The organism is Selenomonas sp. AE3005, from assembly GCF_000686945.1.
GTDB lineage: Bacteria > Bacillota > Negativicutes > Selenomonadales > Selenomonadaceae > Selenomonas_A.
Genome location: NZ_JMME01000007.1, coordinates 65,792 through 78,657, shown reverse-complemented (window position 1 = coordinate 78,657; position 12,866 = coordinate 65,792). Strand labels below are relative to the sequence as shown.

Here is a 12,866-nt window from a genome sequence, read left to right as displayed (position 1 = left end):
TAATTTAATTTATATAAGTTATATAAGATAGAAAAGAAGGAACGATTTATTTATGATGAACTTTGCCGCCATTGACTTTGAAACGGCCACGGGCTGCCGTAACTCGGCCTGCAGTGTAGCAGTAACCGCGGTGGAAGATGGCAGGATGAAGGATGTTTATTACAGTCTGATAAAACCACCGGCTAATAAATACAATTATTTCAATGTACAGATTCATGGCATTACGCCTAATGATACGAAGAATGCGCCGACCTTTGCGGAAATCTGGCCGGAACTCAAAAGTCATTTGGAAGGAAAAATTGTGGTAGCTCATAATGCCCGGTTTGATATGGGCGTGCTCAGTGCCTGCCTGGCAGAGGGCGGCCTGCCGGTACCGGATTTTGCTTACTGCGATACGGTGGCGATTGCGCGCAAGGCCTGGCCCTTTTTGGAGAACCACAAGCTGGATACGGTGGGCACACATCTGCATATTGATTTCCAGCATCATAATGCCATGGACGATGCCCGGACTTGTGCAGCAATTCCTCTTTTTGCCGGCCGGGATTTAGGGGAGGATTCTTTGGAGTCTTTGGCGAAAAGACTTGGTATAAATATGTGTGTATTTGGGAGAAAGGGGTATAGAAAATGATTTTGGTCAGTGCCTGTTTGCTGGGTCACAAGGTAAAATACAGCGGAGGAGCCAATACCCATGAACTGCTGCTGAAATATAATGAACGAGGCCGGTTTATCGCCGTCTGCCCCGAATGCTTTGCTATGCTGCCCTGCCCACGCCCAGCCATGGAAATTCAGGGAGGCAGCGGCAAAAAAGTCCTCACGGGCAAGGCCAAAGCCATGGATGAGAACGGTATGGACACCACGCAGTACCTGTTGACGGGCGCTGACAAGGTGCTCAAAATCGCCGAGGCCTATAATGCCAAAGTGGCCATTCTCAAAGAGGGCAGCCCCTCCTGTGGTGTCAAAAAAATCCACAGCGGCAATTTTGACGGCAAAAAAGTCAAAGGCCAGGGCGTAACCACTGCATACCTGCAAAAACACGGTATCACCGTCTATTCGGAAAAAGACATGACCGTGGGACGGCTCGAAGAACTCATTGCTGAAGATGCCAAGCGGGACAGAATATAACTACCACGGCTAGATTCTCAGCACAAGGCGCAGGGCAGGCGGGGATAGATGTCTTACGCTATGACAGGGAGCTGAACGCGCCCCGTCATACGCTCCCTCTAGCCATCCTTGCCTGCCATGCTTGAGGTTAAGTGCATCAACATACAGTCTAATCTTAAAGGGCAGAATAGGATGTGAGGTATTGTATGCTTTTATATCACGGTAGTAATGTCATCGTTTATGAACCTAAAATAATAAAATCCCAAAGATTTTTAGACTTTGGCGCATGCTTTTATATGACCAGTGACTAATGACCAGGCTATCCGCACGGTCAATAATTATTTGAAGGGTTATTTTTCTGAAGATGTGGCGATTAAGTTGTTATTGCCACAGAAGTTAAAAGACCAATATCTGTTACGTACAGAGAAAGCGTTGGAATTATTGGTCTTTAAGGAGGCGAGACAGGCATGAAACGACTCGACCCCGATATTTTGGATTATTACAATGAAGCTGTGGTCAATATGCTGGTGGAGAAGTATGGCTATAGCTATATGGAGGCATTGCAGAAGTTCGTGCAATCCAAGACGCATGAAATGCTGGAAAATGAGGCTTGTGGTATGACGGATTTTGGTGCTGGGGCAATTTTGGAAATCTGGGAAGCAGAGCAAATTACTGGCGACCCACGCAAGTCTGTGTATATTCGAGGTGAGTGATATGCCAGAGGAAATGAAATTTTTTATGTATCTGCTGGAATTCTATGCGGCCTATAAGAATCGCAAGACCGGTGAAGTTTTGGCTGAATGGGATAGCAAGGGACTGACCAAGAAGATATATGATAATTATTGGGTGTATCATACGGAAGCTATCGAGAATGCCTATGCTGATATTGATAACCTGTTGAATACTGACAAACATGCCTGGTAATTTCGTAGGTCCCGTTATACCTGTACAATTTCGACACCCTGCTTTTGGGCGGCGGCTAGGAATTCTTTATCGGCTTGCTTGTCGGTGACCAACATATCTATGTCTTTGAGCGTGCAGACCTGCATGAAGGACAGGTGATTGATTTTTGTATGGTCAAAGACCACGACCTTTTTGTTGGCCCGTTCCAAGAGGGCAATCTTTACGGCCTGGTCGTCAAAGTCAGGGGACATTATGCCGCTGGCATCTATAGAGCAAATGCCCAGGAAGGCGATGTCGATGCGGAAGTTTTTAATCATGCGGCAGGTCAGGTCACCAAAAAATCCATGTGGGGAACTGCGGTAGAAACCGGGCATGGCGATGAGCTGCAGTTTATCATTGGCAGCGAGAATATTGTGAATCGGCAATGAGTGGGAGAGTACCGCGATATTTTGCCGATTTTTTAATTCCTCGGCGATTTCGATATTGGTCGAGCCGGTATCGAGGTAAATGGCATTTCCTTCCTTAATGAGGCCGGCACAGAATTCTGCAATGGCATTCTTTTCCTTGGTCATGCGCAGTGAACGCGCGCTGACGTTAGCCAGGGCGGCAGTGCCTTCATTAAGGACGGCACCGCCATGAACGAGCGTGACGATATTCATATCGGCCAGGCGGTGCAAATCCCGGCGGATAGTCATATCGGAAACAGAGAGTCTTTGGGCCAGTTCACGGACATAGACGGCTTTGGCCTCCTGCAATTCCTGCAGAAGAAAGTTGCGGCGTTCACGGGAATTCATTGTTACCTCCATATTTGACCAGTCAAAATGTTTGCTTTTTGTTATATTAACGATTATAACATGATAATCGCACAAAAGCTGTGAAAAAATGTGAGTTTTGCACAGAAAGTAAACAAAAATACCTTGTGGCGTACCTGTCCAATAACTATAATGAAAGCAACGACAGGAAAAGATTACGGGAAAAGAGGTAATGATGATGACAACTGGCAGAACGAAAATTGTTTTTTCCGATATTGACGGTACGGTGTTGACGAGTCAGCATGAGGTGACTTGTCAGACGAAGGAGGCCGTAAAAAAGTTGGTGGCTACGGATATTCCCTTTGTACTGGTGTCGGCGCGGATGCCGGAGGCGATTTATCCGATTACGGAAGATATGGGGATTAAGATGCCTATTATCTGCTATAGCGGCGCCTATGTGCTCGACAGGGAAGGCCGGGAACTGGCCAGCACTTATATGGAGGAACAGCCGGTGCGGCAGCTGCTGATGGAAATTGACGAGCAGTTTCCTGCCGTGACGGTGAATTTTTACAGTGGTCATCACTGGTATGTGACTGATAAGCAGGACGCACGGGTTAAGCGTGAGGAAGATATCACCTCGGCTGCAGCTGAGCAGGCAGATTTTTCGCAGCTGCTGGCGCAGGGGACATTACCGCATAAGATTCTGCTGATGGCTGAGCCGGCGGACTGCGTGGCGGCCGAAAAATATTTCCAGCAGCATTATCCCCAGTTTCAGGTGGCGCGTTCTTCGGATATCCTGCTCGAAATTATGGATGGCAAGGTATCTAAGGCCGTAGGTATAGAGGTCATGCTGCAGGCCTATGGTTTTGACAAGTCAGAGGCACTGTCCTTTGGGGACAACTACAATGACCTGGCAATGCTGCAGTATACGGGTATGAGTGTGGCGATGGGCAATGCGCCTGCTGATGTAAAAGCCGTGGCCAAGGCGGTGACAACGAGCAATAATGACAGTGGCATAGCCGCTTTCTTGACCAGTCAAAAAATAATTTAAACTTTTTTTGAAAAAAATTTAAAAAAGGGGTTGCATTCCCTGAAAAAGTATCGTATAATAATTTTCGTTGGTGACACACACCACGGAATTCCCCGATAGTTCAGCCGGTAGAACGGTGGACTGTTAATCCATATGTCGCAGGTTCGAATCCTGCTCGGGGAGCCATGGCGCGTTGGTCAAGTGGTTAAGACACCGCCCTTTCACGGCGGCTTCATGGGTTCGAATCCCATACGCGTCACCATTTCGGGCGATTAGCTCAGCTGGGAGAGCGCCTGCCTTACAAGCAGGATGTCAGCAGTTCGATCCTGTTATCGCCCACCATTTAAAAATATAGCTGCCGTAAGGCAGCTTTTTTTATACCTGCAGCTAAGAGGTGATGAGGATGACAACGGAAGAACGCCGGGCGGAGGTTTTGCGCCGCATACAGACAGCTGACCAGCCTTTGACCGGGACACGTCTTTCCCGGGAATTGGGAGTCAGCCGGCAGATTATTGTCGGTGATGTCAGTATTTTACGGGCCGAGGGGCAAAAGATTTTTGCTACGCCGCGGGGCTATATCATGCCGGCGGAGGATAACCATAAGCAGCCATTGGTATCGCTGGTCTGCCAGCATACGGCGGAAAACATGGAAACAGAACTCAATACCATTATTGACAATGGCGGCACGGTACTGGATGTGATTGTGGAACATCCAGTGTATGGGCCGTTGAAAAGTGATTTGCTGCTCAAGAGCCGCAGGGATATAAAAAACTTCCTGACGAAGATGAAAAAATGTCAGGCCAAACCGCTGCTCGTGGTGACCGGCGGCGTTCATATCCATACAATACGGGTGCCGGACGAGGATTCCCTGCAGGCGATAAAGCAGGAGCTGCGTAATAAAAGCATACTGGTAGAGGGCTGAAAAGCCTGTTTACGAACAAAAAACGCCATGTGGGCGGCCTGACAAGTCAACAGTCAGGCCGCTATTTCTATTGGCGGCCTGGTTTTTATTCGCTGACTTGTCAGTTTTTGACCGGTCAATGTGATATTTGACAGCTTTGACAACAGGGGACGGCTTTTTTCTGTGGCAAAAATTTTTTAATTGCGCTATAATGGTATATCGTAATGTAAGATGGTAAAGAAGGTATATTATTGAAAGATTTATTAAAGAAAATGCATGCCTGGATGACCGGTTACATGAATCAGTTCGTCACTGACGATGAAGAGGTTATGCAGGGAATTCGCATAAAGATGGAACATACCGGCTATGTTACGGCTATTGCCCGGGAACTGGCCTTGCATTTACAACTCAGTGAGCACGATGTGCAGCTGGCTGAAATGATGGGGCTGTTTCATGATGTGGGGCGTTTCCGCCAGTACAGCGTTTACAAGACCTTCAATGACGCGGTGTCCGAGGACCATGCGGATTTGGGGCTGAAGGTGCTGGCCGAGGAAATGCCGTATCTGTCTGACTTGTCAGCAGAGGACGCAGACCTGCTGTGCTATGCCATCAAATATCATAATAAAAAAGAAATCCCCGCTGACGCGGCTGGCCGGCGGCTGATTTTCGCCAGACTGCTGCGTGACGCGGACAAGCTGGATATCTACCGTGTGCTGGCGCCGTTCCTGGAGCCGGAAAATGCCGACAAGGCTCCAAAGTTTATCAAGGCTCATGCCAGTGCGGCCATCAGTCCGAATTTTATCGAGGCTTTTAAGAATGGCCAGCAGGCTGATTATCATCAGCTTAAGACCTTGGGGGACCGCAAACTCGTGCGGCTGCTGTGGGTGTATGATGTAAATTTTGGCTGGACGCTGCAAAAGATGGTAGAACGCGGCTATATCCAAAAAATCATCGACCACCTGCCAGAGCAGGAAGGCGTGGACATAGGCGTCAAACGCCTGTGGGATTATATAGAGGAAAAATGCGCGACTCCCGATTGCGCTGAATAAAAGGAGAGAATACAATGGCAGAAAACACGACAATCGCCACGAACTTTGTGCAGAATGCGATTGAGGAAGACCAGAGAAACGGTAAATACACCGAAGGGATTCACACCCGTTTCCCACCCGAGCCCAATGGCTATCTGCATATTGGTCATGCCAAGTCTATATGCTTGAACTTTGGCCTGGCAGAGTATAATCATGGCCTGTGCAATCTGCGCTTTGATGATACCAATCCTACCAAGGAGGACACGGAATACGTGGATTCCATTCAGGAGGATATCCGTTGGCTGGGCTTTAGCTGGCAGAACCGCATGTACTATGCGTCTGATTACTTTGATAAGCTCTATGATTATGCGGTTGAACTGATTAAAAAAGGCCTGGCTTATGTGGATGACCTGACGGCAGACCAGATTAAGGAATACCGCGGTACGCTGACGGAGCCGGGCAAGGAAAGCCCATACCGCAACCGCAGTGTGGAGGAAAACCTCGACCTGTTTGCCCGTATGAAGGCCGGCGAATTTGCTGACGGGGAAAAGGTGCTGCGCGCCAAAATTGACATGGCCTCCCCGAATATGGTTATGCGCGACACGGTTATTTACCGCATTGCCCATGCCCATCATCACCGTACGGGTGACGCCTGGTGCATTTATCCGATGTACGACTTTGCGCATCCGCTGTCTGATGCCATTGAAGGCATTACGCATTCTGTCTGCACGCTGGAGTTTGAGGAACATCGTCCGTTCTATGACTGGCTGCTTGAAAATCTCGGTTTTGACGTTAACACGCGTCCACGTCAGATTGAGTTTGCCCGTCTGAACCTCACGAATACCGTAACCAGCAAGCGCAAACTGCGCCAGCTTGTGGAAGAAGGTCATGTGCGCGGTTGGGATGACCCGCGTATGCCGACCATCTCCGGCCTGCGCCGCCGCGGCTTTACGCCGGCCTCCCTGCGCAAGTTCTGTGAGGAAATCGGTGTAGCCAAGGGCAACAGCCTCGTTGATGTGGCCATGCTCGAATCATGTGTGCGTGCTGACCTCAATGAAAATGCTGACCGCATTATGGCGGTGCTGCGTCCGCTGAAGGTGGTTATCACGAACTACCCCGAGGATAAGGAAGAATGGCTTTTAGGGGACAATAACCCCATGCATGGCGGCCATCGCTTTGTGCCGTTCTCCCGTGAAATCTACATTGAACAGGAAGATTTCATGGAAGATGCGCCCAAGAAATTCTTCCGCTTGAAACCGGGCGGCGAAGTACGTCTTAAACACGCCTACATTATCAAATGTGAGGAAGTTGTTAAGGACGAGCAGGGCAATGTCGTAGAACTGCGCTGCACGGCTGATCTTGATTCCAAGACGGGCGGCGCTACGGCCGGCCGCAAGGTCAAGGGCACCATTCACTGGGTAGCGGCCAAAACTGCTGTTCCGGCCGAAGTACGTCTTTATGACTACCTGCTGGAAACCGATGAAAACGGCAACCTGCCGGAGGATTTCATCGGCGCACTCAACAAAAATTCCCTGGAAGTTATCGATAATGCGCTGGTGGAGCCGAGTGTAAAACTGCAGGCTGCCGGCAAGCATTATCAGTTCCTGCGCACGGGCTATTTCGTGATTGACCCGGATACCACGCCGGACAAGCTGGTATTTAACCGTGTGGTAGGACTGCGCGACAGCTGGGCAAAAGAAAAAAATAAATAAAAACTCTATAGGGATGAAAAAAGAAAGAGGGGTAAATTTTGACTTCAACAACGATAGCCATAGTTATCTTTGTGGCTGCTTATGCCTTGATTATTTCGGAAAAGGTACATCGCACCATCGTAGGTATCTTTGGCGCTATGCTGATGATTCTGTTTGGTATCATCAGTCAGGAAACTGCCATTCATCACATTGACTTTAACACGCTGGGCCTCTTAATGGGCATGATGATTATCGTCAATATTACCAGTGAAACCGGCCTGTTTAACTTTCTGGCCATCTGGGCGGCGAAAAAGGTCAAGGCTAAGCCTGTGGCTCTGCTCGTGGCATTGTCGGCCATTACGGCCGTCTGCTCGGCCTTGCTTGACAACGTGACCACGGTGCTTTTGACCGTGCCTATCACGTTCAGCATTACTTCGCAGCTGAAAGTAGATGTAAAGCCGTATCTGATGGCACAGATTATTTCGTCCAATATCGGCGGTACGGCCACCCTTATCGGTGACCCGCCGAATATCATGATTGGCAGTGCCGTGGGTCTGAGCTTTATGGACTTCATTCAGAACATGACGCTGGTATCAGTGGTTATCTTCATCGTAGTGCAGGGCGTTCTCGTTGCGCTCTATGGCAGCAAGCTCAAAACTACACCGGAACTGCAGGACAAGGTTATGCGCCTTAATGCCAAGAGTCAGATTGCCGATAAGCCTCTGCTGAAAAAATGCCTGGGTGTTATCGCGTTCACCATTACCCTCTTTACTTTGCACGGTGCGTTAGGCCTGGAAACGGCTACGGCAGCCCTCACGGGTGCCGGCCTGCTGCTCCTTATCACCTACACGCGCAATGAGGCCATGATTGCCAAAGTCCTTTCCAAGGTGGAATGGCTGGCTATCTTCTTCTTTGCCGGTCTGTTCGTACTCGTCGGGGCTTTGGTGGAAACCGGTGTAATCAAGGCTATGGCGGCAGAGGCGCTGGCCGTTACCAATGGCAACGTGCCGATGACGGCTATGTTGATTCTCTGGATGAGTGCTGTGGCCTCGGCCTTTATCGATAACATTCCCTTCGTAGCCACGCTGATTCCGCTGATTCAGGATATGGGGCAGATGGGACTTTCCAACCTCGAACCCATGTGGTGGAGTCTGGCGCTGGGCGCCTGCCTCGGCGGCAATGGTACCCTTATCGGTGCCTCGGCCAACGTTGTAGTAGCCTCCCTGGCTGCTCAGCACGGCAAGCAGATTTCCTTCATCGGTTTCATGAAGGTGGCTTTCCCCGTGATGATTCTCACTATTATCATGGCCAATATCTACATTTGGATTTGGCATCTTTAATCAATAACGAGGCAAGAAAATGTCCCCCACCTCAGCAGGTGGGGGCACGAATACCAAAACAGGCGGCGAGCATATCTCCCGCCTCGTTGAAACGCCAAGAGGAAGTTTTGCCTATGGCAAAACTGGAACAACGGCGTTATAACGACAAAAAGCTGACTTGTCATTCGACATGTCAGCTTTTTTTTTGCAGGTATTAGGGTGTTGGCTGTTGAATTATAAATTATAGTCTTAAGGCTTTAAGGGCTTATAGGGATTAGGCCCGCCGGCTGCAGCGAGAGTATCCAGTTCATTCCAGGACAGCTCCTGTTTCTGGCTGCGCATCTCGTGGAGGTGGTCCTTGAGGCTGTCTTTTACTTTGCTAAAACGGGAGAAGTCCGTTTCCTGTAGCTGTTTTTCAATATTCATGATGTCTACCTCCTGTGTTATCTTTATTCTATTATAACATACGAGGGAGCGGACAGGATATTACAAGATTTGTAAAATTTTTTAGGGAAGTTTGGAGAATTTTTTTATGAAAACGTATTTTTACTTGGGTGTCGGCATTATTATTATGGTTATTGTGGGGCTGTTAGGCTACGGCGTGTACCTGAACCAGCGTGGGGAAAACGAAATCGAGCAGCGTATGGAAAACCTGCGCCTGCCCCTTAATGGCGCGGTGGTTCAGGAACGGGAAATCCAGCCCTATGTGGAGCTGGAACTGGCGAATTTCTATTGCGATGATATGGCCGATGTAATCGCCAGGGAAAATGGGCGCATCACCCAGGTGTTTGTGGAAAAACATGGCATGGTGACGGCAGGCAAGCCCATACTGCAGCTGGTGGATGAGGACATTCCTTTAAAAATCAAGCAGGCCGACAGCGATATAATGGAGGCTGAGGCGCAGCTGCTGAAGGCGCGTAATTCCTATAACCGTTACAGTCAGCTGGTGGAATACCATGCTATTTCGCTGGAAAAATATGATGAGGCGGCAGCAGCCTACAAGGCTGCCCAGGCGCGAATGGATAATTTGACGGCCCAGCGGGAACAGCTGCTTATGCGCCAGTCGCGGCAGATGGTGATGTCCTCCATTGATGGGGAGGTGTTGCGCCTTTACCAGAGTGAAGGTGCTTATGTGACAGCTGGTACGCCTGTGGCGTTGGTGGGGGATTTCAGCAAGCTCTATTTCACGTCTCCCGTGGTGGACGAGCAGGCAAAGCGCATGGTAATCGGCCAGCCTGTAAGTCTGACTATTGACGCTGGTACGTCTGTACTGGGCGGCGAGGCCCTGCCCAAACCTTATGGTGCGAATTATTCCGTGGGCAATATGGGAGAGGACCAGATTTTTTCGGCCATGGTGATAAAAATAACGCCGGACCTGGCTGAACCGGCAACGGTACGGCAGGTAATCTGGCAGGTGGACAACCGCGTGGGGCTTTTGGAACCGGGAACCTATCGGAAGGTACGGCTCCATGCCAATGCGGCACGCAAGTGCCTGGCGGTGCCGGTGGCGGCCTTTACCGATGAATCACATGAGCGGGTGGCAGTCGTGGAATCCGATGGAAGTCTGGGATTCCGTGATGTGAAAACAGGCATAACCAACGGTACATATATTGAAATCATTTCCGGGCTGCAGGCGGGGGACATCGTCATCACCTCCGATACTGAAGGAGTGACAGCCGGCACGGAAGTGGAACTCACGCTGGAAGAAAACTAATTTTTGCAGCTCTTGTAATAGTTGGCGAAATCAAGCGTATGTATAGGCAAATACAAAATACAAACAACATAAAGAAAGGTGGGGATTAAAATGACGGGTAAAGATAAAAAACTCGAACTGCAGGAAAGAGATTTAGCGCATGTTTCTGGCGGCGAGGAGTTAGAAACAATTCCTATCGAGGATATTAGTGATCAGCTTAACGTCAAAATTGGACCTATGACAGCGTTCAGCTCAGGGCCGGTGGAAGGACCGGCGAATGAACCGGGGACGGGCTATTATCAGGACAACAGCAACAACAGTGGCGCCCAGCAAAATACCCAGAATGGTGACTGCGAGAATACGGGCGGTATGAACGTCAAAAAAAAATAAAAACTATGTAATAGGCAATATACTCAATCGTATATATAAGCAAAATCAAGAATGATTAAAAAAAAGAAAGGGGTTTTTAAAATGAAGGACAACAAGCAGGAACTCAGCACTGAGAAGATGGAAAAGGTCTCCGGCGGCGGTTGGGAGCAGGTAATTCCGGTGGTAACTGAGGTGGTAGACAAGCTGATGGATTCCGGTGGCAAAGATGATTCCGGCAGTGGACAGTCAGCTCCGGCCAATACTACCCCCGCAAATCAGCAGAATAACTCCAATAACAGCGGTGCCCAGCAGAATACCCAGAACGGTAACATTGAGAATACAGGCGGTTTGGTAGTCAATCCCAAGTAAGCGAAAGGACAGGGACAGGCCATGAAGGAAGAAAAGCAGGAACTGGAAATGGAAAACCTGTCAAAAGTGGCAGGCGGGGCAGAAAACAACCAGCAGAATAATTCGGACAACAGTGGTGCCCAGCAGAACACGCAACATGGCGATATTAATAATAAAAGCCATATCTCGCAGGTAAATGAGGTGTCCAATAACACTGGATCGGTAGATATCGGCTCACCGGTTGACATCGATAATGGCGGGGACGGCAGCGTCTACAACATCAATTGATATAGTGAGGGGGGGATTAAAATGACCGGTAAAGATGAGAGAAACGAACTCAAGGCTAAAGATTTAGCGCAGGTTTCTGGCGGCAATTGGTTTAAAGACGTAGTTAAATATACCACAACAGGTGTACCCGGCATCGTATATGACATGGTTTCCGGTGGCGGTGGCGGCGGGGGCAGCAGCGATGGTGGCGGCGCCGCTGTCAGCACAGGCGGCAGCGGGGACAGCAATGGCGGCACGAATCCCCTTCAGACCACACCTGCGCCGGGGCCGGGCTATATGCAGAATAACTCCAACAACAGCGGCGTTCAGCAGAATAGCCAGAACGGCAACAATAAAAATGAAGGTGGCATGAACGTTACGCCTTAAGAATAACTTTCAAACAGATAGGGAACTGCCTGCCGATTATTGGCAGGTTTTTTTCTTTATTTGTCGAATATAATCCCAAAATGAACAAAATTTTAATGTGGGGGGATAATCGGTTATGGCAGATGGCAGCAAAATTTTTAGCAGGGCGGCACTGGATAAACTGCGCTCGCCTGACAGGCTGGATATGCTTTTGCCCATAACCACGCCCATCGGCTGGATGTCACTGGTAGCGGTGGGATTGCTGCTCATTTCCGTAATTTTGTGGTCAATTTTTGGTTCGTTCACCGTGCGGGCCGATGGCAAGGGAATGATTCTGGATTCCGGCGGTGTGACTACCGTTACGCATGTGGCCGGGGGAAAAATTGCCCATGTTTATGTGCGTAAGGGATCAACCATTCAAAAAGGGGATTTGATTGCCGAGCTGGAACAGCCACAGCAATCTGCCGATACCAATATGGCCCAGTATGGCCCCCAGCTGGCGTCGAGCATGAAAGATACGGCGGACAGGGTTTATCAGTATAAGGCCAAGCTTTATCAGCAGGGGGTATCCCGGGATGTCATCAGTGATTACGATGGGATTGTCGAGGATGTGATGATACGCAAGGGCAGTGTCATTAGCAGTGGTACCCCGCTTTGTTCCGTGCGCCTGACGAAAAAGCGCAGTGACCTGACCGGCGTAATGTACGTTCCCGTGGACAAGGGCAAGCGCATTGAACCGGGGCAGACAATACAGCTGGTTCCCAATGGGGTGGATGTGCAGGAGTCCGGCAGTCTTATCGGTGTGGTGCGGACGGTGTCGAATTACCCGGTGCCGCTGCAGTCCATACAGGAAAAGGTCAGTAATCCGGAACTGGCCAAGTGGCTCTTGTCCAGCGGTCAGGGCGCTGTAGTGGAGATAACTTTTGTGCTGGTGAAGGATGAAAACAATCCGTCCGGGTATCTCTGGACGTCATTTGTAGGTGAACATAAGCCTGTTACCGCCGGGAGTTTCTGCACCGGTTCGGTGATTATCGAGCGGCGGCCCCCCATTGAAAAGGTATTCTATAAAATCAGCCAGTGGCTGCGTAACAGGTGAGT

At 49.6% G+C, this 12,866-nt stretch carries 19 protein-coding genes and 3 tRNA genes; 20 read left to right on the top strand and 2 right to left on the bottom strand.

Features of this window, described 5'->3' with window-relative positions; translation table 11 throughout:
• The first annotated feature begins 52 nt into the window (after window positions 1-52).
• The 6 genes from DL94_RS0106520 to DL94_RS0106505 all read left to right on the top strand — a co-directional run bounded on the left by DL94_RS0106520 (window position 53) and on the right by DL94_RS0106505 (window position 2,025).
• Window positions 53-628, top strand: a complete 576-nt coding sequence (locus DL94_RS0106520; protein WP_051586352.1) for a 3'-5' exonuclease — start codon at window positions 53-55, stop codon at window positions 626-628.
• Entirely contained in the window at window positions 625-1,122 is a 498-nt protein-coding gene (locus tag DL94_RS0106515) for a 2-thiouracil desulfurase family protein (protein ID WP_028129470.1), read from the top strand. The genes DL94_RS0106520 and DL94_RS0106515 overlap by 4 nt, the downstream gene beginning before the upstream one ends.
• A 185-nt stretch (window positions 1,123-1,307) precedes the next feature.
• A complete protein-coding gene (locus DL94_RS16585) occupies window positions 1,308-1,412 on the top strand; it encodes a DUF3990 domain-containing protein (protein ID WP_072023101.1) in 105 nt (34 codons plus the stop codon).
• Complete coding sequence (locus DL94_RS16580; protein ID WP_197020719.1) at window positions 1,405-1,572, top strand: DUF3990 domain-containing protein; 168 nt, start codon at window positions 1,405-1,407, stop codon at window positions 1,570-1,572. The genes DL94_RS16585 and DL94_RS16580 overlap by 8 nt, the downstream gene beginning before the upstream one ends.
• Window positions 1,569-1,814 carry a hypothetical protein gene (locus DL94_RS0106510; RefSeq protein WP_026760081.1) on the top strand — a complete coding sequence of 82 codons (246 nt, stop codon included), beginning with the start codon at window positions 1,569-1,571 and terminating at the stop codon, window positions 1,812-1,814. The genes DL94_RS16580 and DL94_RS0106510 overlap by 4 nt, the downstream gene beginning before the upstream one ends.
• Window position 1,815: 1 nt before the next feature.
• Window positions 1,816-2,025: a DUF3791 domain-containing protein gene (locus DL94_RS0106505; RefSeq protein WP_028129469.1), complete on the top strand. Its 210-nt coding sequence runs from the start codon at window positions 1,816-1,818 to the stop codon at window positions 2,023-2,025.
• A 14-nt stretch (window positions 2,026-2,039) separates the two neighbouring features.
• On the opposite strand, the gene DL94_RS0106500 is transcribed toward DL94_RS0106505, so the two are convergent.
• A complete protein-coding gene (locus DL94_RS0106500; RefSeq protein ID WP_028129468.1) occupies window positions 2,040-2,798 on the bottom strand; it encodes a DeoR/GlpR family DNA-binding transcription regulator in 759 nt (252 codons plus the stop codon).
• 190 nt (window positions 2,799-2,988) lie between these two features.
• Between DL94_RS0106500 and DL94_RS0106495 the strand changes: the two genes are divergently transcribed.
• The 8 genes from DL94_RS0106495 (at window position 2,989) to DL94_RS0106460 (ending at window position 8,746) form a co-directional block, all read left to right on the top strand.
• Complete coding sequence (locus DL94_RS0106495) at window positions 2,989-3,807, top strand: HAD family hydrolase (RefSeq protein WP_028129467.1); 819 nt, start codon at window positions 2,989-2,991, stop codon at window positions 3,805-3,807.
• Window positions 3,808-3,896: 89 nt separating this feature from the next.
• A tRNA-Asn gene (locus DL94_RS0106490) sits at window positions 3,897-3,972 on the top strand.
• Window position 3,973: 1 nt separating this feature from the next.
• A tRNA-Glu gene (locus DL94_RS0106485) sits at window positions 3,974-4,048 on the top strand.
• A 4-nt stretch (window positions 4,049-4,052) separates the two neighbouring features.
• A tRNA-Val gene (locus tag DL94_RS0106480) sits at window positions 4,053-4,128 on the top strand.
• Window positions 4,129-4,189: 61 nt separating this feature from the next.
• Window positions 4,190-4,708, top strand: a complete 519-nt coding sequence (locus DL94_RS0106475; RefSeq protein WP_028129466.1) for a transcription repressor NadR — start codon at window positions 4,190-4,192, stop codon at window positions 4,706-4,708.
• Window positions 4,709-4,938: 230 nt separating this feature from the next.
• Window positions 4,939-5,736: an HD domain-containing protein gene (locus DL94_RS0106470; RefSeq protein WP_028129465.1), complete on the top strand. Its 798-nt coding sequence runs from the start codon at window positions 4,939-4,941 to the stop codon at window positions 5,734-5,736.
• A 14-nt stretch (window positions 5,737-5,750) separates the two neighbouring features.
• Window positions 5,751-7,427 carry a glutamine--tRNA ligase/YqeY domain fusion protein gene (locus tag DL94_RS0106465; protein WP_028129464.1) on the top strand — a complete coding sequence of 559 codons (1,677 nt, stop codon included), beginning with the start codon at window positions 5,751-5,753 and terminating at the stop codon, window positions 7,425-7,427.
• Window positions 7,428-7,462: 35 nt separating this feature from the next.
• The gene (locus DL94_RS0106460; RefSeq protein WP_028129463.1) at window positions 7,463-8,746 is read left to right on the top strand and encodes an ArsB/NhaD family transporter; all 1,284 of its coding nucleotides are present in this window, start codon (window positions 7,463-7,465) and stop codon (window positions 8,744-8,746) included.
• A 228-nt stretch (window positions 8,747-8,974) separates the two neighbouring features.
• On the opposite strand, the gene DL94_RS16025 is transcribed toward DL94_RS0106460, so the two are convergent.
• Window positions 8,975-9,151 carry a hypothetical protein gene (locus DL94_RS16025; RefSeq protein WP_156031712.1) on the bottom strand — a complete coding sequence of 59 codons (177 nt, stop codon included), beginning with the start codon at window positions 9,149-9,151 and terminating at the stop codon, window positions 8,975-8,977.
• A gap of 106 nt (window positions 9,152-9,257) precedes the next feature.
• Between DL94_RS16025 and DL94_RS0106450 the strand changes: the two genes are divergently transcribed.
• From DL94_RS0106450 to DL94_RS0106425, 6 genes are all read left to right on the top strand, one after another.
• The gene (locus DL94_RS0106450; RefSeq protein ID WP_028129462.1) at window positions 9,258-10,439 is read left to right on the top strand and encodes an efflux RND transporter periplasmic adaptor subunit; all 1,182 of its coding nucleotides are present in this window, start codon (window positions 9,258-9,260) and stop codon (window positions 10,437-10,439) included.
• Between the two features lie 90 nt (window positions 10,440-10,529).
• The gene (locus DL94_RS0106445) at window positions 10,530-10,808 is read left to right on the top strand and encodes a hypothetical protein (RefSeq protein ID WP_028129461.1); all 279 of its coding nucleotides are present in this window, start codon (window positions 10,530-10,532) and stop codon (window positions 10,806-10,808) included.
• An 81-nt stretch (window positions 10,809-10,889) separates the two neighbouring features.
• Entirely contained in the window at window positions 10,890-11,156 is a 267-nt protein-coding gene (locus DL94_RS0106440; protein ID WP_156031710.1) for a hypothetical protein, read from the top strand.
• A 21-nt stretch (window positions 11,157-11,177) separates the two neighbouring features.
• Window positions 11,178-11,423: a hypothetical protein gene (locus DL94_RS0106435; RefSeq protein ID WP_028129459.1), complete on the top strand. Its 246-nt coding sequence runs from the start codon at window positions 11,178-11,180 to the stop codon at window positions 11,421-11,423.
• Window positions 11,424-11,444: 21 nt separating this feature from the next.
• Window positions 11,445-11,789, top strand: a complete 345-nt coding sequence (locus DL94_RS0106430; protein ID WP_028129458.1) for a hypothetical protein — start codon at window positions 11,445-11,447, stop codon at window positions 11,787-11,789.
• Window positions 11,790-11,904: 115 nt separating this feature from the next.
• A complete protein-coding gene (locus tag DL94_RS0106425) occupies window positions 11,905-12,864 on the top strand; it encodes a biotin/lipoyl-binding protein (RefSeq protein ID WP_028129457.1) in 960 nt (319 codons plus the stop codon).
• The last annotated feature ends 2 nt before the right edge of the window (window positions 12,865-12,866 follow it).